We start from the raw sequence: 21,387 nt of genomic DNA, 5'->3' as shown, positions 1-21,387 counted from the left end.
CGCGACTGATGGTGTGGAGTAGCTCGGGAAGCTGGTGGGAGGCGCTACGTCAGCGACCCGAACTGCCGGGTTCCCGTACCCCTAGACGGGGTCGTCCTGCGGGCCCTGCGTCCAGGCCACCGCGCGTCGCACGGCAGGATAGGCACAAGTGGGCCCTGCAGCGCGCACTGAAGGCCCTCCTACGCCCCCCGCCCTACCTCGGAGAGACGTTAGAGCTCCTCATCGCCCTCCCTGCCGGCCACCAGCTGACGGGCATCCCTCGACACGTGGGTGCCTGATTCGCGTATACGCTTCAGCGTACCCGGGTATGAACAGCCCGACCGGATCGGCCGTCGCGGCGGCAGAGGACGATACAGCTCCCGACGCATACGCCCGTCGCGGCGGCCTGGTTAGAGCTTTGAGGGCGCGCCGTCACCGAAGCGCCGCCCTCGCGCGGACGACAGCCACCGGGGCGACGGCGCCACCTGCGCCCGCATCCACCGCTGCGCTGCCGATACGAGGTGCAGCCGCAACCCTCCAGATCAGAAGCTCAGCCCGCCGGCGCTGACGGGCCCTCTCGTGGCCGTCGCTGTAGTGCCTCGGCCGGTTCGGCATTCGCGCCTGCCCGGCACGGGCCATACAGCCCGCACGGCCGGCACGCAATCGTCCCTGCTGCGGTCCCGCGACGAGGCTTCAGGACGGCCCCGCGCGCCCGCCGCGGGAACAGCCTCGTGAGCCCGGCCGCCACCCCCAACAGCCCCGCCATCACCAGGAATGACGAGAGGACGACAAGCCATGACTGGACCGCCCGCATCCGACCATACGTAACCCTAGGTACAGCTCGCCAGCACGAACCCCGCGATGAGCAGGATGATGGGCTCGAGAGTACCAGACCGGCCCCTGATGCATGCGATCATCAGAGAGACTCCACGCGATTGCGGTCAAAGTTGATGACCCCGACATCCTTAAGCGGACGGTCGTTATATTGTTTTGCACTTTTGTAAGAAGGACCGTACCAACACCCTCGCGAATGGCCGCCCGCACCATTTCGCGCCGAGTGCTGCGAAGTTACCCCGGGCTCTGCCACCGAACGCTATGGCTTGACGACCTGCCGCAGCCTCCTGCTCCAAGCGTCGGCTGGCACGCCGGGTATGCACCGCGGGCCGACATGCCCGGCGCGACGCTCCCCGCATCACGATCGGGAACCCGCCGCCTGCCTGCCCTCGGGACACAGGACGTACGTTCAGCTTCACGCGCCCAGCAAACTGACGCTTCTCCAGCGTACAGCTTCAGAGCTGCTTGCCGAGCGTACTCGGCCTCGCCAAGCTGCGGCAGACTCCTAAGACTCTAATGGCGCTACCAGCCTCCGTCAAGGGCTCTGCCCCAACCAGAGGATGCCATGGCTAGCAGTGCCGCGGGGGGGTTGATCCTGCCGCGTCGCGATTCCAGCCGTGCTCGGTCGCGGGCACGCGGCGTCACTCGTGACCTGCTCGGCCTAGGCGGCCGCGCCTTGCCCCGAAGGATGTGAACCGTCCGTCCCTCGCGGCGCGCTCTACTAGGCCGTCACGACGTCTAGCCTCGCCTACCGGCTGGGCTGTCCGCGATTAGCGCCCTGAGTAACTTACGCGTATAGCCGTCTGCTAGCCGCGTAGGGCGAGCTTACGACGCCGCGGCACGCCCGTTTGGTGTCCATGTTGTCATCGGACTCCGGTCACTTGCTAATTCCTCATGGCGTGGCTCATTCCCATGCACGACGCGGAGCGGGCCTGCTGGAGCCTGCATGCACCCCAGAGCTCACGGGAGACTGCGCCCATCTGGTACGGCCTAGGCTGGCCTGCCACTGACCATAATCATCTCGGGCTTGGCATCGGCGATCGCCGGCGGTCCGGCGCCGATAAGCGGCCTATAGCACATTGCGCCGGGCATACCTTTGCCCCGCAGTCAATCCAAGTCCCTAGCCTTGGCCGGAGTCATCGTTACTCCTAAGGATGAGACGGTCCAGCTCGGACTCGACACGCTCGAGGCCAATGGCCGTACTAACGTCCTAAACACTCCGTTACCGACGTAGCCCGGCGACGGCAGAGAGCCGTAACGAACTAATGAATTGCCCTATGTTCCCGCTCCATATCGGCGGGCTTTATCCGTGTTTCTCGGCGATCAGACCAGAGCATTTCGCGTCTAACCTTTGAGCGACGCTTGGAGTCTAGTACAACGAGTCCGACGGCTACCCGCCATGCAAAAACGCTGGCGCCCGACACGAGTTGGATCAAGACACACGACCAAGATGAACAGCAGTGTGAAGCTTAGGTCAAAGGCCCACCGTACCCAACCGGAGTGGTGGAATGAAACGGCGGAGGAACTTGAGAGGTGGGTCGGTCACCGTGTATACGAGCTCCGCCAGCACCAGGACGATGCCGTGGGCCGCCAACTGACGGCGAACGCCTGCACCGTCTCCAAGATCATTCTGCCCGATCAGCAGAACGAGGGTAGATGGACAGGACAAAGACCAGGACCCCACTAACGATCTCCACGGTCCGCCCCCGCCTCCACTTCGCTCCGCCGTCCCCTGCCCCGTCGGGACCTGTCGGGCCGGTCACTGTTCATGATGGAACTCTAGCTCTGGTTGAAGAATCCGCGTTCCGCGATTCGGGCCTTGTCCTCGGCGGTCACCTCGACATTGGCTGGGGACAACAGGAACACCTTGTTGGTAACACGTTCAATGCTGCCGTGTAGGCCAAAGACCAGACCTGCCGCGAAATCGACGAGGCGTTTTGCGTCACTGTCAACCATCTCGGTCAGATTCATGATGACCGTGGTGCCGTCCCGGGAAGTGCTCGCCGATGGTCCGCGCCTCGTTGTACGTACGGGGGTGAAGGGTGGTGATGCGTGCCAGATCGGTCGTACGACGCTCCAGAACGGCCCGTCGCGGGGCCTGACGGCGGGTACGGCCGGGTCGGTGTCGTCCGGGAGGTCGTGGACCGTGCCAGGACGCTCGTCGCCCCTCGCGGCGCGTGTCGTGCGAACTCCTCGTACTCGTCGTCGGGGTAGCTGTCGTATCTCTCGTAACGGTCGTCCTCGACAAGACCGAGGTAGACCGCCATCTTGCGCATCGCGCGGCTCATCGCTACTTCTTCCTCCGTCTTACCTCGATGCGCCCGAGGGGCCGGCCGACCGCCTTGAGCTCACCACCGTTCGACCGCTGTCAGGACACGTGGATGCCAAGGTCCACTTGAAGGGACATTACCTGACGAAGGGCTTCCTGCGACCGAGCAACGCCGTACCAACACGCAGGTGTGTCGCGCCGTTGGCAATGGCCTGGGACAGGTCCCCCGCTCATCCCGGCCGAGACGACGACGGCCTCGGGGTGGGCGTCGCGGACGGAGGCGCGCTGATCTCCCGCAGCCGGGCGAACGCCCTGCCCGGGTCCTCGCGAGGGGCGCGACCGCCATCACCCCGCGAGCGCGAGTCCTCCGGCACCGGCGACGGCGTCCGCCAGCGCCTCGACCTCTCGGGCCGCGCGCCGCCCCTGCCGGGTCCCCGTCCAGGGCCACCTGCACCAGGCAGTGTGATCCGGCGTCCCGCCGCGAGCGCCTCCCGGCTGAGCGCGGTGACCAGGCGCGGACGGTCGACCGATGGACGACGTCGGCGTAGCGGCCACCGAGCGGGCCTTGTTGGTCTGCAGCTGGCCGATGAAGTGCCAGCGCAGGCCCAGGTCGGCGCAGTCGCGCGCCTTGGCCGAGGCCTCCTGGTCGCGGTTCTCCCCCACGTCGGTGATGCCGAGCCCGGCCAGCAGCCGCACGTCGGAGGCGGGGTAGGTCTTGCTCACCGCGACGAGCGTCAGCTCCTCGCGGTGACGTCCGGCCGCCCGGCAGGCCTCGGCGATCTCCGCCTCGACCCGGGCCAGGCCGGCCGCGATCTCGTCGCGCCGGGTCGCCGGCGTCGCGTCCGCGCCGGCCGGCGCCGGCCGGTCCGCGGAGCCGTCCCCGTCGGCTCCGGCCGGCGCGGCGGGGTGCTCGTCCCCCGTCCCCGGGGTGACCGATCTCACTTGAGGAAGTCGGGGACGTCCAGCTCCTCCTCCTGCTCCTCGAAGATCACTGGTCGGCGCCGGGCCGGGTCCGGGACCCGCGCGGAGATCGGCGTGGGCTGTGACGGCTCGGGGGCGGGACGCGGGATCGACAGCGGCGGGGTGTGCGGCTCCTCCCCGCGGTGCGGCTCGCCGCCCTCGGACGGGGAGGACGCGGGCTGGACCTGGTGGATCTGCTGGGCGGGCTGCTCCACGGGCGCGGGCTGCGGGGTGACGGCCGGCCGCACCGGCGGGGGCGGGGCGTGCTCCACCCTGGGCTCGGGCCTGGCCTCGTGGCGGCCCTCGTGCCGCGGCTCGTGCCTGAGCTCGGGGCGCTGCTCGCTCTTGGCCGTGGGGGCCAGCGGCCGCACCGGGGCCGCGGCCTGCTGCGCCGGGGCGGGACGTGCGGCCTGCTGGGGACGCGCGACCGGCTGGGCGAACGGCTTGGGCGCCGGCTCGGGCTCGTCGAACCCGGCGGCGATCACGGTGACGCGCACCTCGTCGCCGAGGGCGTCGTCGATGACCGTACCGAAGATGATGTTGGCGTCCGGCGCCGCGGCGGTGGAGACGAGCTGGGCCGCCTCGTTGATCTCGAACAGGCCGAGGTCGGAACCACCGGCGATGGACAGCAGCACGCCGTGCGCGCCGTCGATGCTGGCCTCCAGCAGCGGGCTGGACACGGCCATCTCGGCCGCGGCGACCGAGCGGTCGTCGCCGCGCGCGTGGCCGATGCCCATCAGGGCCGAACCGGCCCCGGACATGACGGACTTCACGTCGGCGAAGTCGAGGTTGATCAGGCCGGGGGTGGTGATCAGGTCGGTGATGCCCTGGACACCGGAGAGCAGCACCTGGTCGGCCGCCTTGAAGGCGTCCAGCACGCTCACCTGCCGGTCGGAGATCGACAGCAGCCGGTCGTTCGGGATGACGATGAGGGTGTCGACCTCCTCGCGGAGGGTCTCGATCCCGGCGTCGGCCTGCATCGCCCTGCGCCGGCCCTCGAAGCTGAAGGGCCGGGTCACCACGCCGATGGTCAGCGCGCCCAGCGTGCGGGCGATGTTGGCCACCACGGGCGCGCCGCCGGTGCCGGTGCCACCGCCCTCACCCGCGGTGACGAAGACCATGTCGGCACCCTTGAGGACCTCTTCGATCTCCTCGCGGTGGTCCTCGGCCGCCTTGCGCCCGACCTCGGGGTTCGCCCCCGCGCCGAGGCCGCGGGTGAGCTCCCGCCCGACGTCGAGCTTGACGTCGGCGTCACTCATCAGCAGCGCCTGGGCGTCGGTGTTGATGGCGATGAACTCGACGCCCTTGAGTCCCTCCTCGATCATCCGGTTGACGGCGTTGACTCCGCCTCCGCCGATTCCTACAACCTTGATGACCGCGAGGTAGTTCTGCGGTGCTGCCACGACGAGGGGCCTTTCCGCTCGTTGACTTGCAATTTCATGCGGCACGGGGCCCGTGCCGTCGTTTTTGAAACCCTCACCCTCAAGTTGAGATTTAGCTTTATGTCAACCTGAGGAGTGATACGGACAGTAGGAGTTGCGCTCCTGGCGGGTCAACTAACCGCGCCGCAAGCACGTCCAGCGTGTCGCGGGCCGTCCTTTTCCGGGAGGGCCCGCCCTTCGATGAGATCACTTGACGGTCACCACGTCAGGCGAACTGACGTCATAGCTGTCGGCCCGGCGTTCGAGCAGCGTAACAAGGATGCGCGCCTTGTCGGCGGGACGGTCGCCGCCGCCCCAGACGACCGAGCGGCCGTCCTTGAGACGGAGCGAGACCGTCTCCGCCGAGGGGGCGAGCACCTCCGCGACCCGGCGCGCCAGATCGTCCGGCAGCGCGGTGATGACGGTGAGCGCCGCCGCGGTCGCCGGGTCCCCGGGGCCGGGCCGGGCCACCCGCAGCACCGGCAGGACCGGCGGGGCGACGTCCCTGACCTCGACGACCACCCCGTGCCGGTCCATCAGCGCGGACCGGCCGCCGGCCGGCACCACCGCCACCGGCTCGCGCTCGACGACCTGCACCCGCAGCGTGTCCGGCCAGGTGCGGCTGACCTTCACCGACTCGACCTGCGGGATGGCACGGATCCTGGAGGTGACCTCGGCCACGTCGACCGTGGCCAGCGGCCTGCCGTCGGCCACCTGCGCCGCCCGCCGGATCTGCTCCTCCGACAGGCCCGCGTTGCCCACGACCTCGATCTCCCGCACCCCGAGCACCGGGGAGAAGAACACCAGCCAGGCGGCGATGCCGACGACCGCCACGGTGAGCAGCACCAGGACGCCCGATCTCCACACCCCGTTCATCACCGGTCCATCACCGCCCCCCGCGCGGTGGCCCGAACCCCGGCGCGCGTCACCGCGCGGCCAGCTCCGCCACGATCCTGGGCCCCAGCTCGGTCACGTCGCCCGCGCCCATGGTCAGGACGATGTCACCGGGCCGGGCCCGGCCCGCCACCAGGGCGGGCACCCCGTCCCGGTCGGGCGCGTAGGCCACCCGCTCGGCGGGCAGCGTCACCTTGCCCGCCACCAGCGCCCCCGACACCCCCGGCTCGGGGTCCTCGCGGGCGCCGTAGACGTCCAGCACGATGGCCTCGTCGGCCAGGCCGAGCGCGGTGCCGAACTCGTCGGCGAAGAACCTGGTGCGCGAGTACAGGTGCGGCTGGAAGACCGCGATGACCCTGCCGTCGCCGGAGGCGAAGGAGGCGACCACGTCCCGGGCCGCGCGCAGGTCGGCGGCGAGCTCGGTCGGGTGGTGGGCGTAGCTGTCGAAGACCGCCACCCCGCCCGCCTCGCCCTTGGCCTCGAAGCGCCGCTTGGCGCCGGTGAAGAGCGCCAGGCCGTCGCGGATCTCCCCGAAGGAGACGCCCAGCTCCCCGGCCACCGCGATGGCCGAGGCGGCGTTGAGCGCGTTGTGGCGGCCGGGCACGGCGAGCCTGACCTCACCGTGGCCGCCGAGCCTGAAGCTCAGGCCCAGCCCCTCGGGGGTGATGTCGCTCACCCTCAGGTCGGCCTCCCCGGACTCGCCGTACGTGACGACCTTCAGGCCGCGGGCACGGGCGATCGGGATCAGCGCGGCCGAGCCGGGGTCGTCGGCGCAGAGCACCATGGTGGTGCCGACGCGCTCGACGAAGCGCGCGAAGCTGTCGTGCACGGCGCGCGGGTCGCCGTAGTTGTCCAGGTGGTCGGGCTCGACGTTGGTCACCACCGCGATGTCGGGGGCCAGCATCAAGAACGACCCGTCGCTCTCGTCGGCCTCGGCGACGAACACCGTACCCGAGCCCTCGTCGGCGCCCAGCCCGGTCGTCACCAGCTGCCCGCCCACGCAGTACGAGGGGTCGGCGCCGCACTTCTGCAGGGCCACGGTGAGCATCGAGGTGGTGGTGGTCTTGCCGTGGGTGCCGGCCAGCGCCACCCCGGTCTTCCCCGCCATCACCGAGGCGAGCGCCGCGGCCCTGGGGATGACCCGCAGGCCCTGGCGGAGCGCCTCGCCCAGCTCGGGGTTGGAGTCGCGGATCGCGGTGGAGACCACGACGGTGTCGACCTGCCTGATGTGCGAGGCGGCGTGGCCGATGTGGATCCTCGCCCCCAGCTCCCGCAGCTCGGTCACCATCTCGGACCCGCGCGCGTCGCTGCCGGAGACCGGCACGCCCCGCTTGAGCAGGATGCGCGCGATCCCGGACATGCCGGAACCGCCGATCCCGATGAAGTGGACCCGCCCCAGGTCGCCGGCCGCGACCGGATCCACCAGCTTGACAAGGCTCATCGGCCGCTCACTCCTCCTCGTACGCCGCGCCGGCGGCCTGGTGTCCCACCCGTTCGCGCCACCGCGTGCCGCGCCGGGGGCCGGCCGCGCCGGATCCGCCCTGCGCCCGCCCGCGCGCTCATCCGGCGGCCCTGCCCTGCGCCGCCACGCGCAGCACCCGGTGCGCCAGCGCCATGTCGGCGTCCTTCCTGCCCATCCTGGAGGCCGCCTCCGACATGGCGACGACCCGCTCGGGGTCGCGCAGGACGGGCAGCACGTTGTGCACGATCCACTCCGGTGACAGCTCGGCGTCGTCGACCATCATCCCCCCGCCGCCCCGCACGATCGGCGTGGCGTTGAGCCGCTGCTCGCCGTTGCCGTGCGGCAGCGGGACGTACGCCGCCGGCAGGCCCACCGCGGTCAGCTCGGCGCAGGTCATGGCGCCGCTGCGGCACAGGACGAAGTCGGCCGCGGCGTAGGCCAGGTCCATCCGGTCGACGTACTGCAGCACGACGTACTGCGGGTCGCCCGGGGGCGGCTCCTGCTCCGGCGTGTTCTTCGGGCCGATGACGTGCAGCACCTGCACGCCGGCGCGGCGCAGCGCGGGGGCGGCGGCCAGGGCCGCCCGGTTGAGCGAGCGGGCCCCCTGGGAGCCGCCGGTGACCAGCAGCGTCGGCAGGTCGGCCTCCAGGCCGAACCAGGAGCGCGCCTTGTCGCCCATGGAGAGCCGGTCCAGGTCGGCGATCTCGCGGCGCAGCGGGATGCCCACGTACTCGGCGTTGCTCAGCGGGGTGTCCGGGTGCCCGGTGAAGACGTGCTCGGTCAGGCGCGCGCCCAGCCGGTTGGCCAGGCCGGGACGCGGGTTGGCCTCGTGCACCACGATCGGCACGCCGCGCCGGCGCGCCCCCAGGTAGGCCGGGGTCGCCACGTAGCCGCCGAAGCCGACCAGCACGTCGGCCCGGACGCGGTCCATGACGGCGGCGGCCGCGTTGACGGCTCCCGCCAGGCGGCCCGGCACGCTCAGCAGCTGGGGCGTCAGGGCACGCGGCAGCGGCACCGCGGGCACCAGCTCCAGCTCGTACCCCCTGGCCGGCACCAGCCGGGTCTCCAGGCCGCGCTCGGTGCCGAGGCAGGTGATGGCGATGCCGGGGTCGAGTCTGCGCAGCGCGTCGGCCAGGGCCAGCGCCGGTTCGATGTGACCGGCCGTCCCGCCACCGGCGAGGACCACCCTCATTTCGGTCCTTTCGCTCATCGTCGTCCGCGGACCGGCCATCGTCTCCGGGCCGGACCACCCAGGCCAAGCCAGCTTAGGCCCCGCGCCACCGGTCCGGGGCCATGGGCGGCGAGCGCCTCGCGGGCGCCGGGTTCGTGCTTGGCGAACGACAGCAGCATGCCGAGCGCGGCCAGGGTGGGCAGCAGCGCCGACCCCCCGTAGGAGACCAGCGGCAGCGGGATGCCGGTGATGGGCAGCACGCCGATGACCGCGCCGATGTTGACGATGGCCTGGCCGACGATCCAGGCGATCGTGGCGACGGAGGCGAGCCGGACGAACGGGTCCTTGACCCGGGTGGCGACCCGCAGCCCGGCGTAACCCAGCAGCCCGAACAGCGCGATCACGACGAGCGTGCCCATCAGGCCGAGCTCCTCGCCGAGGATGGAGAAGATGAAGTCGCTCTCGGCGTGCGGGATCCAGCTCCACTTCTGCCGGCTGGAGCCCAGGCCGAGGCCGAACCAGCTGCCGCTGCCGATGGCGATCTGCCCCTGTACGGCCTGGAAGCCCGATCCCTGCGCGTTGCCCCACGGGTCGAGCCAGCCCATGACCCGGTCCCAGCGGTAGCCCTCCGTGGTGATCATGACGACGGTCGCGAGCACGGCCACCGCGAGGATGCCGCCGAACAGTCTCAGCGGCGCCCCCACCACCCACAGCAGCGACAGGAAGATGATCATCAGCACCAGGGTGGTGCCCAGGTCGCTGCCCAGCATGACCATGACGGCCAGGATCGCGGTGCCCGGCATCAGCGGGATGAGCAGGCTGCGCCACTCGATCAGGCCGCCCCGCGCCCTGCGGGCCAGCAGGTCGGCCCCCCACAGCAGCAGCCCGAGCTTGGCGGGCTCGGACGGCTGCAGGTAGATCGGGCCCAGGTCGATCCAGCGCTGGGCGCCGAGCTGGGAGGTGCCGACGAACAGCACCAGCACCAGGGCGAGCAGGGAGAGCACCATCAGCGGGTACCCGGCGAGCCGGAAGAACCGCAGCGGCAGGTGCGCGCAGATCCACATCAGCGGCAGGCCGAGCGCGGCCGAGATCGACTGCTTGAAGAACCAGTAGAAGGGGTCGCCCACCTCCTGCAGCGCCTCGATGCTGGAGGCCGACAGCACCATCATCAGGCCCAGCACCAGCAGCAGCGCGCTGCACCCCAGGATCAGGTAGTACGAGGTCAGCGGCCGGTCGAGCATCTCGCGCAGGGCCGTCAGGTGCTCGCGGAACCCGTCGGGGCGGCCGGGGACCTTCTCCTGCGCGGTCTTCTCCTGCGCCGCCCTCTCGTGCGCGGTCGCGCTCACGCCCGCGGTCCGCCGTCCGTCCCGGTGCCGGTCCCGGCGAGGCGGTGCACGGCCCGGGCGAACGCCTCCCCCCGGGCGGGGTATCCGGTGAACATGTCCCAGGAGGCACCGGCCGGGGCCAGCAGCACGGTGTCTCCGGGGGCGGCGAGCCTGGCGGCTTCGGTGACGACGCGATCCATGACCCCAGTGTCTTGCCCGGCCACCTCCACCACCGGAACATTCCCGGCGTGTCGCGCCAGAGCCTCGCGAATTCGCTCGCGGTCGACGCCCAGGAGCACCGCTCCGCGCAGCCGGGGCGCGGCCCGGCGTACCAGCTCGCCGACGTCGGCGCCCTTGAGCTGCCCTCCGGCGACCCAGACGACCGAGGGGTAGGCGGCCAGCGACGCGGCGGCCGCGTGCGGGTTGGTGGCCTTGGAGTCGTCCACGTAGTCCACCCCGGCGACGCTGGCCACGTGCGCGATCCGGTGCGGGTCGGGCACGAAGTCCAGCAGGCCGCGCCGGACCGCGTCCGCGGGCACCCCGTAGGCCCTGGCCAGGGCGGCGGCGGCGAGCGCGTTGGCCACGTTGTGCGGCGCGAGCGGGCGGACATCGTCGAACGAGGCCAGCTCCTCGGCGCCGGTCACCGGGTCGGCGGTGAACGCCCGGTCCACCAGCAGGTCCTCGACCACGCCGAGCTGTCCGGGACGCGGGACGCCCAGGGTGAAGCCCACGCTCCGCACGCCCGGGTGCGCCGTCGCCCGCGCCGCCGCGGACCCGGGCACCGCCGCGGACCCGGTCGCGGGCGCGGTCACGGCCGTGCCGGGCGTGGTCAGGTACGGCGCGGCCAGCCGGGTCGCCCACTCGTCGTCGGCGTTGTACACGACCGTCCCGGCGCGGGCGAAGATCTCCCCCTTGACGCGGGCGTACTCCTCCATGGAGCCGTGCCAGTCCAGGTGGTCGGGCGCGACGTTGAGCACCGCGGCGGCCAGCGGGGCGATGCCGGGCGAGCGGTGCAGCTGGAAGCTGGACAGCTCCACCGCCAGCACCTCGCAGGGCCCTCCGACGGCCTCCACCACCGGGGTGCCGACGTTGCCGACGGCCAGTGCGCGGTGCCCGGCGGCCAGCAGCATCGAGGTGAGCATCCGGACCGCGGTGGTCTTGCCGTTGGTGCCGGTCAGCGCCAGCCAGGGGGCGGCCCCCTCGGGGCGCAGCCGCCAGGCCAGCTCGACCTCGCCGATCACCTCGATCCCGGCCGCCGCCGCGGCGGCGAGCATCGGGTGGTGCGGGGGCCAGCCGGTGGTGACGATCGTGGTGGTGCCCGGCGGGGGCTCGGCCGGCTCGCCGAAGCGGACCTCGACGCCGAGCGCGGCGAGCCCGGCGGCGGCCGTCCTGGCCCGCTCGCCGTCCCTGCCCTCCAGGACGACCACCTTCTCGCCCCGGGCGGCCATCACGCGGGCGGCGGCGACGCCCGAGACGCCCAGGCCCGCGACGCAGATCACCGGACCTCCCGCGCCGCCAGGACACCGCCCACCCGGGCGCCGCCCGCCAGGTCGCCGTTCACAGCTTGGGCATCCATTCCACGTAGAACAGGCCCAGCCCGGCGGCGGCGCACAGGCCGGCGATCAGCCAGAACCGGACCACGATGGTGGTCTCCGCCCAGCCCGACAACTCGAAGTGGTGCTGCAGCGGGGCCATCCTGAAGACCCGTTTCCCGGTCATCTTGAAGAAGCCCACCTGGATGATCACCGACATGGTGATCAGCACGCACAGGCCGGCGAGGATGATCAGCAGCAGCTGGGTCCGGGTGGTGATGGCCAGACCGGCGACCACGCCGCCCAGGGCCAGCGACCCGGTGTCGCCCATGAAGATCTTCGCGGGCGGGGCGTTCCACCACAGGAAGCCGACCAGCGCGCCGAGCACGGCCGCGGCCACCACGGCCACGTCCAGCGGGTCGCGCACCCAGTAGCAGTTGGGGCCGAGCTGGGTGGTGCAGCTGTTGCGCAGCTGCCAGTTGCCGATCAGCACGTACGAGCCCAGCACCACGCCGGTGGCGCCGCTGGCCAGGCCGTCCAGCCCGTCGGTGAGGTTCACCGCGTTGGAGAAGCCCACGATCATGATCAGCACCCAGATGGTGAACCCGACGATGCCGATCGAGGGGCCGAAGTCCCTCAGGAACGACAGCCGCGTCTCGGCCGGGGTGATCAGGTACTCGTTCGGGAAGCGGGTCACCAGGACCGCGAAGACCGCGCCCACGACGAGCTGGCCCAGCGCCTTGGCGCCGCTCCGCAGGCCCAGGCTGCGCTGCTTGTAGATCTTGATGAAGTCGTCGAGGAAGCCGACCGCGCCGAGCCCCGTCATCAGGAACAGCACCAGGACGGCCGAGGCCGTGGGCGGGGTGAGGCTGTACAGGTGGGCGCAGGCGAAGCCGACCAGCGAGGCGATCACGATCACCGTGCCGCCCATGGTGGGGGTGCCCCGCTTGTCGTGGTGACCCGACGGGCCCTCCTCCCGGATGCTCTGCCCGTAACCGCGCCGGGAGAACAGCCGGATCGCCAGCGGCGTGCCCAGCATGGACAGCACCAGGCTGACCGCGGCCGCGACGAGGATCTCCCTCATCGGCGGTCACCCCCGAGCAGTGCCGCGGCCACCCGTTCCAGGCCGGCCGCGCGCGGTCCCTTGACCAGCACGGCGTCACCGGGCGCCAGCAGCGTGGACAGCTCCTCGCCCGCACGGGTCACGTCGGCCGCGTGCGCGACCCGGGTGTGCCCCCCGGTGTCCCGTACGGCGGCCTGGGCGCCCGCCAGCACCGGCTCGGCGTCGGGGCCGACGACCAGCAGGCCGGCCAGGCCCGCGCCACCGGCCAGGCGGCCCAGCTCCTCGTTGAGCGCGTCGCTCTCCTCGCCCAGCTCGCGCAGGGCGGCGACGACGGCGAAGCGGCGCCGTCCGCCCGCGAGCGCGTCCAGCGCCGCGAAGGCCGCGCGCATGGAGTCGGGGTTGGCGTTGTAGGCGTCGTTGACCACGGTCACGCCGTCGGCGCGGTCGGTGACCTCCATCCGCCAGCGGCTGCGCGGCTCGGCCTCCGACAGCTCCTCGGCGATGGTGGCGACCGGCAGCCCGAGCTCGTAGGCGGCCGCGGCGGCGGCCAGCGCGTTCTGCACGGCGTGCTCGCCGTACAGCCGCAGGCCGATCGGGGCGGCGCCGGAGGGGGTGCGCAGCGTGAAGGAGGCGCGGCCCCGGTCGTCGACGGTGACGTTCTCGGCCCGCACGTGCGCGTCCTGCGACCGGCCGTACCAGGTGACACGGGCGCGGGTGCGCCCGGCCATCGCGGCCACCAGCGGGTCGTCGGCGTTGAGCACGGCCACGCCGTCGTCGGGCAGCGTCTCGACCAGCTCGCCCTTGGCGCGGGCGATCGCCTCCCTGCTGCCGAAGACGCCCAGGTGCGCGGTGCCGACGTTGAGGACCACGCCGATGCTCGGCGGGGCGATCCGGGCCAGGTGGGTGATGTGCCCGACGTTCCTGGCGCTGAGCTCCAGCACCAGGAACCGGGTGTCCTCGCCCGCCTTGAGCACGGTCAGCGGGTGGCCGATCTCGTTGTTGAACGACTCGACCGGCGCGACCGTCGGGCCGATCCTGGCGGTGAGGCGGGCCAGCAGGTCCTTGGTGGTGGTCTTGCCCGCCGAGCCGGTGACGCCGACGACCGTGACGGCCGGCAGGTCCGCGCAGACGGCGGTGGCCAGCGAGGCCAGGGCCTCCACGGTGTCGCCGACGACGACGGCGGGAGCGTCGACCGGCCGGTCGGCCAGTACGGCGACCGCGCCCGCCTCGACGGCCCGCGCGGCGAAGTCGTGCCCGTCGGCCCGCTCACCCCTGATCGCGACGAACAGCGCCCCGGGTTCGACGGCGCGGGAGTCGATGACGACCGGGCCGCGCACCACCGCGCGTGGGTCGGCCATGCCCGCGAGGGCCCCCGAGGTGATCTCGGCGATCCTCGCCAGCGGCAACGGGATCATGATGCTTCTTCCCTACTCTCCATACGTGCTTCGGCGCCCGGTGCGGTTCCTGCGCCTGACGATCGCCTCGGCCACGACCTGCCTGTCGTCGAAGGGGAGCACCTGGTCGCCGACGTACTGGCCCTGCTCGTGACCCTTGCCGGCCACGACGACGACGTCCCCGAACCCCGCCCGGCCGACGGCCAGGTCGATGGCCGCGGCACGGTCCGGCTCAATGATCACATGTGCGCGCCCGTCCCGGGGCACACCGAGAACTCCGTCCATCATCTCGGCCAGGATCCGCAGCGGGTCCTCGGAGCGGGGGTTGTCGCTGGTGAGAATAGCCACATCTGCGAGCCTTGCGATGGCTTCTCCCATCATTGGGCGTTTACCGCGATCGCGGTCACCCCCGCAGCCGAGCACCATGATGATCCGGCCCTTGGTGATCTCCCGCAGCGAGCACAGCACCGACTCGACCGCGCCGGGCTTGTGCGAGTAGTCCACGATGGCCTGGAAGTCCTCGCCACCGGCGACCCGCTCCATCCGGCCGGGAACGCCCGGGAGCGACCCGACGCCGGTCACCGCGGCCCGCAGCGGCACCCCCGCCTCCACCAGCGCGACGATCGCGCCCAGCGCGTTGGCCACGTTGAAGGGACCCGGCAGGTTGATCGACACGGCCTCCTCGACGCCGCCGGGGCCCACCACCCGGAAGACGCCGCCCTCGGGCCCCAGGCTCGCGTCCAGGGCCCTCCAGTCGGCCTCGGGGGATCCCTGGGCCGAGAAGGTGGTCATCGGGATCTCGGCGATGTCCAGCAGCGCGCGCCCGTGGGCGTCGTCGATGTTGACCACCCCCGCCCGGCTCATCGCGGCGGTGAACAGCCGGGCCTTGGCCGCGAAGTAGTCGTCGAGGTCGCGGTGGAAGTCCAGGTGGTCCTGGGACAGGTTGGTGAACAGCGCCACGTCGTAGAAGACCCCGTCCACCCGGCCCAGCGCCAGCGCGTGGCTGGAGACCTCCATGGCCGCGGCCGTGACGCCCTGCTCGCGCATCAGCGCGAACAGGCCGTGCAGGTCGCTGGCCTCGGGCGTGGTGAGGCCCGGCGGGAAGTGCAGCTCGCCGACGTGGATCTCGACGCCCCCGATCAGGCCCGCCCGGTGCCCCGCGGCCCGCAGCCCGGCCTCCAGCAGGAACCCGCTGGTGGACTTGCCGCTCGTCCCGGTGACCCCGATGACCGTCACGCCGGCGGCGGGGTTGCCGTACACCCAGGCCGAGACCTGCCCGAGCACGGCGCGGGGGTCGGGCACGACGAGCACCGGCAGGCCGGTCGCGACCGCGGCCGCCCGTCCCGCCTCGTCGGTCAGGATCGCGGCGGCACCCGCGGCCAGGGCCTGCGCGGAGAAGTCGGCGCCGTGGGCCGCGGACCCCGGCAGCGCGACGTAGAGGTCCCCGCGGCACACCCGCCGGGAGTCGATGGTGACCCCGCGGACGGCGGCGAGCGGCGCTCGCGACGTGCCCGAGGGCGCGCCGATGAGGCTCGCCAGCCCCGAGAGCGGGCGGGGTGAACTGTTTGAGGGTCGCATGGACGACGGGGGACGCACGGCGGAGAGCGTACCTTCACTCGTCACTCCCCGGCGCGTATCCGCACCGGGGACGGCCGGGTTCCGGTCGGCGGGATCTTCCCGCTCTTCAGCGCGAACGTCATCACCTTCTTGAAGACCGGGGCGGCGATCTCACCGCCGTAGTGGCCCTCCTGGGGGTCCTGCAGGACCGCCAGGACGACCAGCCTGGGCTTGTCCGCCGGGGCGAAGCCGACGAACGTCGCGGTGTAGCCGCAGTAGCCCTGGCACCTGGTGTCGTAGCGCATCGCGGTGCCGGTCTTGCCCGCCACCCGGTAGCCGTCGATCGAGGCGAGGTTGCCGGTGCCGCCCTCGCTGACCGCGGCCTCCAGCATCGCGGAGACCTCCCGTGCCGTACGCTCGCTGATCACCCGGGTCCGCTTGGCCGGGGGGGACGCCGTGAAGGCGCCGTTCTCGCCGGTGGTCCCGGCCACCACCTGCGGCGTGACGCGCACCCCGCCGTTGGCGATGGTCTGGTAGACGCTGGCCGTCTGCAGCGCGGTCACCGAGACACCCTGGCCGTAGGCGATCGTGCAGCGCTGGCTGCCCGACCAGTCCTTCCAGTCGGGCAGCAGCCCGGCCTCCTCCCCCGGCAGGCCGGTGCCGGGCCGGGTGCCGAACCCGAAGCGCTGCAGCATCGAGTGGAGCTTCTCGTCGCCGATCCGCTGGGTGGCCAGGATGGTGCCCACGTTGCTGGAGGTCGCCACGACGCCGGAGAAGGTCAGCCGCTCGACGGGGTGCGGGTGGGAGTCCTTGAGCACCTGGTCGGCGCACCGGATCTGGTCGGGGACCGTGAACGGGGTCTCCGGCCGCACCGCCCCCGACTCCAGGGCCGCCGCCGCGGTGATGACCTTGTTGGTGCTGCCCGGCTCGAACACGTCGGTGACCGACCGGTTGACCCGGTCGGCGCCGGCCGCGGCCATCCAGTTGCCCAGGTCCAGCTCGGGCGCGTTGGCCATGGCGACCACCTGCCCGGTCCGCACGTCCATCACGATGACGCTGCCGGTACGGGAACCGGTGGCCTCGACCTGGTCGGCGATCACCTTCTGCGCGGCCCACTGGACGTCGCGGTCGATGGTCAGCCGCACGTCCCTGCCCTCGATGGGGGCCAGCAGCGTGCTGTGGGTCATCGGGATGCGCTGCCCCTGGCGGCCCGTCTCGATGATCTGCTTGCCGTCGCGACCGGCGAGCAGCCTGTCGTAGGTGCTCTCCAGCCCGGCCAGCCCGGTGCCGTCGGTGCCGACGAAGCCCAGCAGGGTGCCCGCCAGGTCGCCGCCGGGGTAGTCACGGCGGTAGCGGTGCTTGCTGCCGACGCCCTTGAGGTCGTGCGCCATGATCCGCTGGGCGGCCGCCGGGTCGGCGGCCGCGGCGATCTGCTGGTAGCGGCTGGTGCGATCGGCCAGTTTGGCGAGGATCGTCTGCTTGGTGGCGTTCAGCTCCTTGGCGAGGATCGTGGCCACCTGGTCGCGCCTGTCGTCGGGGATCTCCGAGGGGTCCACGAAGATCTCGCGCGCCTCCAGGGTCAGCGCGAGCTCGTGGCCCTTGACGTCGGTGATCGACCCCCGCCTGGCGGGCAGCCTCTCCTCCTGGACGCGCTGCTCGGCCGCCTTGGCCGCGTAGACCTTGGAGTCCAGGCCCTGCAACTGGATCAGCCGCCCGGCGAAGATGGAGAGCACGAAGGTCATCGCCATCAGGCCGATGCCGATGCGCCGGCGGGGGTTCCCCAGGCGCAGCATCGCGACCGGGCGCGCCGGAGGCCGGGGCGGCCTGCCACCCGGGCCGCCACCGCGCGCGTGCTCACGCGGGCGCTCGCCCCGGACACCGGGACGCGCCCCGCCGGACGGGGGCGGTTCGTCGGCGCGCGGGGCCCGCACCGGGCCGCGCGGCTCCGTCCCGGGCGGCCTGCGCGTCGTCTCGGGGTTCCCCGGCCGGACGGGCCCGCCCGGCGGCCCGGGACGGACCGGCCTGCCCGTCGTCTCGGCGCTCCCCGGCCTGCCGGGGGGCCTGACCGGCCTGTCGGGACTCCCGGGGGCGCCGCCCCGGTCGGGACGCGCCGACGGGCGGCCCTCCGGCCGTCCGGTCCTGCCGGGCGAGCCCGAGGCGGACGGCCTGGCGGCCGGTCCCGGCCTGCCCGCGGGCGTCTGCCTGCCGGTGGGGCCGGGCCTGCCGGTGGAACCCGGCCTGCCGGTGGGGTTCTGCCTGCCGGACGCGCCGGAGCCGCCCTGGGCGGCCGGTCCCCTTGCCGGGGATCCCGGTCCTGCGGAGCCTCCCTGCGCGCCGGACCTGCCGGGCTTATCGGGTTTCCCGGGCGTGCGCGGACCGCCCGGGGACGCGGGCGAGCCCGTCCTGGCCGGGCCCTGCGGAGTGGCCGCCCCCCTGCCCGAGCCCGCGGAGCCCGCGGAGCTCGGCTGCCGGGCGGCCGGGCCCGGAGGCGCGGCGGGCCGGGCGGATGCCGCCGAGGGCCGGGCCGCCGGACCGCCCCTGGCGGACCGTGCGGCGCCCTGGCGGGCACCGGAGGCCTTCCCCGCGGGCGCCCCGCCGGGACCGGCCGCCGGGGACGCCTTCCCGGCCGGGCCGGGCCTGCCCGTCTGCTCGGGCCCCTCCCCCGGCGCGGGCCTGCCCTTGGCGGCGCGCCCGGACGAGCGGTCCGCGGGCGGCCTGCCCGTGGAGGTCCTGCCCGCGGGACCCGGCCTGCCCGCCGGGGCCGGTCCGGGGGGACCCTCCACCGGGCGCGGGCCACCGGAACCGGTCACGCCCGGGACGTTCGGCGCGCCCGGGCGGCCGGTACCGCCGGACCGGCGGCCGGAGCCTCCGGCCGCCCCGCCCCGGGGGTCGTCGCGCCCCGGCACGGGATTGCGTCCGCCGCTCTCACTCACCGGCCGGGCCCGGCACTCGTTCCCGTCCGGCGGGCGCGCGGGTGTCACCGGCGACCTCACCCGAGGAAGCGCCGGGGATGATGACGCGCGCGGTGTCCCAGTCCGGCTGCTGGCCCTGGTTCTCGTCGTTGCGCGCCAGGACGCCCGGCATCTCCAGGCGCATGTTGACGCTCTCCTTCTGCTCCCTGGCCAGCCGCAGCTCGTTGATGTCCTTGCGCAGCTCGCTGGCCCGGAAGTAGTCCTTGGCGAGCACGGCGTTCAGCAACAGCAGGCTGACCAGGCCCCCGCAGAGCAGGCCGACCACGAGCAGCAGGAAGGGAGCCCTCGGCGCCCGCCGGCGCCGGGCGGCGGGCACCGCCTGGACCGGTGTGGCCGGGCCCGCGACGGGACCGGCCGCGGCCGGCACGGGCCGGCGTCCGCGGGGCGTCGCGCGGGGGACGCGCGCGGGACGGGCACCGCGGCTGGGCGCGGCGCGTCGGACGTCTGTCTCACTCCTCGTCAACTGCCTCACGGATCCTCTCTGCCGCCCGACACCGGGCAGAGGCCGCCCGCGGGTTGCGGGCCACCTCCTCTTCGCTCGGAAGCTCGGCTCCCCTCGTCAGGAGCGCGAACCGCGGCTGGTGGGCCGGCAGCGGGACGGGGAGCCCCGCCGGACCGGTGTCCCGGGTCCGCGCGGTGATGACCTGCTTCGTCAGCCGGTCCTCGAGGGAGTGGTAGGCGAGCACGACGACGCGCCCGCCCAGCGTCAGTGCGTCGAGCGCGGCAGGGAGCGCGCGTTCCAGCGCCGTCAACTCCGCGTTCACCTCGATTCGCAACGCCTGAAAAGTCCTTTTGGCGGGGTTGCCCCCGGTCCTGCGGGTCGCGGCCGGGATCGCCGTCCGGACGATCTCCGCAAGCCGCTTGGTAGACGTTATGGCCTCTCTGGCCCTTTCCTTGAGGATTAGGTTCGCGACACGCGGGGCGAATCGTTCTTCTCCGTAGTCCCGCAGGATCCGGATCAGCTCGGGGGCGGAGTAGGTGTTGACCACGACCTCGGCGGTGAGCTCCTGGTCGCGGTCCATCCGCATGTCCAGCGGGGCGTCGTAGGAGTAGGCGAAGCCGCGCTCGGCCTCGTCCAGCTGCGGGGAGGAGACGCCCAGGTCGAACAGGGCGGCGTCGACGCGCGGCCGGCCGGCGTCGGCCAGCACCTCGGCCAGCTCGTCGGAGACCGCGCGCACCAGCGTGATCCGGTCGGCGTACGGGGCGAGCCGGGCGGTGGAGCGCTCGATGGCGGTGGGGTCGCGGTCGATCCCGATCAGGTGCAGCGCGGGATGGGCGGCGAGCAGCGCCTCGGCGTGGCCGCCGAGGCCGAGGTTGGCGTCGACGAGCACGGGGGCGGGCCCGGTCAGCGCCGGGGCCAGCAGTTCCAGCACCCGGTCGAGCATCACCGGGACGTGGACCGGCGGCGTCCGGGGATCACCCTGGAGATCGTGGCCGCGCGAATGCAGATCATGACTGTCGTTCTCGGCGCGCATGAAGCGCCAACCCCCTTGTTTCCCGCCCCGTCCGCGGACGTGCGGCGGGCCTCACCGGTCTGTCGAAACCGGCCCCCTACCCTCGGGGCCGTCCGGCCAGGTCCCCATCCGCACCCGCGTGTCGGCCCGTCACCTGACACCGGGGAAGGTGCATCAGCTGACGGGCAGGTGGTTGCGGGTGGAGACCTCGCCGAACGACGTTTTACCGATGAGTCGACCGTGGAGTCACAGAATCCCTGGCAGCACCTCCTCCGACAGATCGGCAAAAGCCTGCTCTTGGTCGGCCAGATAGGCGCTCCAGGCATCCTCGGCCCAGATCTCCAGCCGGGTGTTGGCCCCGATGACCACGCAGTCGCGGCGCAGGCTGGCGTACTCACGCAGGGCCTGCGGAACGGTGATCCGGCCCTGCTTGTCGGCGACCTCGTCGGACGCGCTGGCGAACAGGACGCGGCTGTAGTCACGGACCGCCTTGGCGGTCACCGGCGCGGTGCGCAGAGCCTCGGTTATGCGCTGGAACTCCTCTACGGGAAAGACGTAGAGGCAGCGCTCCTGGCCTTTGGTGATCACCAGACCCTCCGCCAGCTCCTCACGGTACTTCGCCGGCAGGAACAGCCGTCCCTTGTCATCGAGACGCGGGTGGTGGGTGCCGAGGAACATCGGCCTCACCTCCCGTGCCCAGCGGAGCGCCAGGCATCGCAGCCCTGCCCTCCACTGCGCACCACCATACTCCACTTCTCTCCACCGTCAACTGATTCCACGCCTCTTCGCGGCGGGTTTCACCGACATTTCCCCAGTTCAAATGGGGTGGGGTGGAGTGGAGGGGGTTGGCGCCCCGACATAGGCCACGGGCGTGTCGTAAACACCGTCCAATAGCTCAAAGATCATGAAATGCTCATGGACCAGAGGAGAACCACCGGGGCCGAAACGGACGCCCGATCCGTCACGGGACCGGCACGTCATCCGCACAGGATCGGGATGAGGATGGGACACACTGTGGCCATTCACCCGGAATCATCCCTGATGACCAGATAAAGTCGCCGCCGGTCCGCGCGGCACCGTAGTGTCGGTAAACAGAATGA

General features: G+C 72.5%; 14 protein-coding genes and 2 pseudogenes. All 16 read right to left on the bottom strand.

Going from position 1 to position 21,387, the window contains the following annotated elements:
• Window positions 1-2,157: 2,157 nt before the first annotated feature.
• The 16 genes and pseudogenes from ABD832_RS18885 to mraZ all read right to left on the bottom strand — a co-directional run bounded on the left by ABD832_RS18885 (window position 2,158) and on the right by mraZ (window position 20,965).
• A pseudogene (locus ABD832_RS18885) lies at window positions 2,158-2,442 on the bottom strand (YggT family protein).
• A gap of 150 nt (window positions 2,443-2,592) precedes the next feature.
• Window positions 2,593-3,101: pseudogene (locus ABD832_RS18880) on the bottom strand (cell division protein SepF).
• A gap of 326 nt (window positions 3,102-3,427) precedes the next feature.
• Entirely contained in the window at window positions 3,428-4,024 is a 597-nt protein-coding gene (locus tag ABD832_RS18875) for a hypothetical protein (RefSeq protein ID WP_344896796.1), read from the bottom strand.
• Window positions 4,021-5,445 (bottom strand): cell division protein FtsZ, encoded by a 1,425-nt coding sequence (gene ftsZ, locus ABD832_RS18870; protein WP_344896793.1) that lies wholly within the window; start codon window positions 5,443-5,445, stop codon window positions 4,021-4,023. Before ftsZ ends, ABD832_RS18875 begins: the two co-directional genes overlap by 4 nt.
• A gap of 225 nt (window positions 5,446-5,670) precedes the next feature.
• Window positions 5,671-6,339: a cell division protein FtsQ/DivIB gene (locus ABD832_RS18865; protein WP_344896790.1), complete on the bottom strand. Its 669-nt coding sequence runs from the start codon at window positions 6,337-6,339 to the stop codon at window positions 5,671-5,673.
• 49 nt (window positions 6,340-6,388) lie between these two features.
• Complete coding sequence (murC, locus tag ABD832_RS18860) at window positions 6,389-7,798, bottom strand: UDP-N-acetylmuramate--L-alanine ligase (RefSeq protein WP_344896787.1); 1,410 nt, start codon at window positions 7,796-7,798, stop codon at window positions 6,389-6,391.
• 118 nt (window positions 7,799-7,916) lie between these two features.
• Window positions 7,917-9,011: an undecaprenyldiphospho-muramoylpentapeptide beta-N-acetylglucosaminyltransferase gene (murG, locus tag ABD832_RS18855; RefSeq protein ID WP_344896784.1), complete on the bottom strand. Its 1,095-nt coding sequence runs from the start codon at window positions 9,009-9,011 to the stop codon at window positions 7,917-7,919.
• A 14-nt stretch (window positions 9,012-9,025) separates the two neighbouring features.
• Complete coding sequence (gene ftsW / locus ABD832_RS18850; RefSeq protein ID WP_344896780.1) at window positions 9,026-10,336, bottom strand: putative lipid II flippase FtsW; 1,311 nt, start codon at window positions 10,334-10,336, stop codon at window positions 9,026-9,028.
• A complete protein-coding gene (locus ABD832_RS18845) occupies window positions 10,333-11,763 on the bottom strand; it encodes a Mur ligase family protein (RefSeq protein WP_344896833.1) in 1,431 nt (476 codons plus the stop codon). Before ABD832_RS18845 ends, ftsW begins: the two co-directional genes overlap by 4 nt.
• 109 nt (window positions 11,764-11,872) lie before the next feature.
• Window positions 11,873-12,931 carry a phospho-N-acetylmuramoyl-pentapeptide-transferase gene (gene mraY / locus ABD832_RS18840; RefSeq protein ID WP_344896777.1) on the bottom strand — a complete coding sequence of 353 codons (1,059 nt, stop codon included), beginning with the start codon at window positions 12,929-12,931 and terminating at the stop codon, window positions 11,873-11,875.
• A complete protein-coding gene (locus tag ABD832_RS18835) occupies window positions 12,928-14,325 on the bottom strand; it encodes a UDP-N-acetylmuramoyl-tripeptide--D-alanyl-D-alanine ligase (protein ID WP_344896774.1) in 1,398 nt (465 codons plus the stop codon). The genes mraY and ABD832_RS18835 overlap by 4 nt, the downstream gene beginning before the upstream one ends.
• Before the next feature lie 12 nt (window positions 14,326-14,337).
• Window positions 14,338-15,882: a UDP-N-acetylmuramoyl-L-alanyl-D-glutamate--2,6-diaminopimelate ligase gene (locus ABD832_RS18830; RefSeq protein ID WP_344896770.1), complete on the bottom strand. Its 1,545-nt coding sequence runs from the start codon at window positions 15,880-15,882 to the stop codon at window positions 14,338-14,340.
• A 41-nt stretch (window positions 15,883-15,923) separates the two neighbouring features.
• Window positions 15,924-17,654, bottom strand: a complete 1,731-nt coding sequence (locus ABD832_RS42510; protein ID WP_459565393.1) for a peptidoglycan D,D-transpeptidase FtsI family protein — start codon at window positions 17,652-17,654, stop codon at window positions 15,924-15,926.
• Between the two features lie 1,132 nt (window positions 17,655-18,786).
• Window positions 18,787-19,200, bottom strand: coding sequence for a hypothetical protein (locus ABD832_RS18820; protein ID WP_344896764.1), 414 nt, complete (start codon window positions 19,198-19,200; stop codon window positions 18,787-18,789).
• 82 nt (window positions 19,201-19,282) lie between these two features.
• The gene (gene rsmH, locus ABD832_RS18815; RefSeq protein ID WP_413224706.1) at window positions 19,283-20,218 is read right to left on the bottom strand and encodes a 16S rRNA (cytosine(1402)-N(4))-methyltransferase RsmH; all 936 of its coding nucleotides are present in this window, start codon (window positions 20,216-20,218) and stop codon (window positions 19,283-19,285) included.
• A 315-nt stretch (window positions 20,219-20,533) separates the two neighbouring features.
• A complete protein-coding gene (gene mraZ / locus ABD832_RS18810) occupies window positions 20,534-20,965 on the bottom strand; it encodes a division/cell wall cluster transcriptional repressor MraZ (protein ID WP_344896758.1) in 432 nt (143 codons plus the stop codon).
• Between the last annotated feature and the right edge of the window lie 422 nt (window positions 20,966-21,387).

The organism is Streptosporangium longisporum (assembly GCF_039534895.1).
Classification (GTDB): Bacteria; Actinomycetota; Actinomycetes; order Streptosporangiales; family Streptosporangiaceae; genus Streptosporangium; species Streptosporangium longisporum.
This window is presented reverse-complemented; position numbering and strand designations above follow the sequence as displayed.

What these genes read in the sequence shown, in the direction of transcription:
- ABD832_RS18865 (WP_344896790.1), bottom strand. Translation starts at nt 6,339, where the DNA reads ATGAACGGGGTGTGGAGATCGGGCGTCCTGGTGCTGCTCACCGTGGCG.
- murC (WP_344896787.1), bottom strand. Translation starts at nt 7,798, where the DNA reads ATGAGCCTTGTCAAGCTGGTGGATCCGGTCGCGGCCGGCGACCTGGGG.
- murG (WP_344896784.1), bottom strand. Translation starts at nt 9,011, where the DNA reads ATGAGGGTGGTCCTCGCCGGTGGCGGGACGGCCGGTCACATCGAACCG.
- ABD832_RS18845 (WP_344896833.1), bottom strand. Translation starts at nt 11,763, where the DNA reads ATGGCCGCCCGGGGCGAGAAGGTGGTCGTCCTGGAGGGCAGGGACGGC.
- mraY (WP_344896777.1), bottom strand. Translation starts at nt 12,931, where the DNA reads ATGAGGGAGATCCTCGTCGCGGCCGCGGTCAGCCTGGTGCTGTCCATG.
- ABD832_RS18835 (WP_344896774.1), bottom strand. Translation starts at nt 14,325, where the DNA reads ATGATCCCGTTGCCGCTGGCGAGGATCGCCGAGATCACCTCGGGGGCC.
- ABD832_RS18830 (WP_344896770.1), bottom strand. Translation starts at nt 15,882, where the DNA reads ATGCGACCCTCAAACAGTTCACCCCGCCCGCTCTCGGGGCTGGCGAGC.
- ABD832_RS42510 (WP_459565393.1), bottom strand. Translation starts at nt 17,654, where the DNA reads ATGCTGCGCCTGGGGAACCCCCGCCGGCGCATCGGCATCGGCCTGATG.
- rsmH (WP_413224706.1), bottom strand. Translation starts at nt 20,218, where the DNA reads ATGCTCGACCGGGTGCTGGAACTGCTGGCCCCGGCGCTGACCGGGCCC.
- mraZ (WP_344896758.1), bottom strand. Translation starts at nt 20,965, where the DNA reads ATGTTCCTCGGCACCCACCACCCGCGTCTCGATGACAAGGGACGGCTG.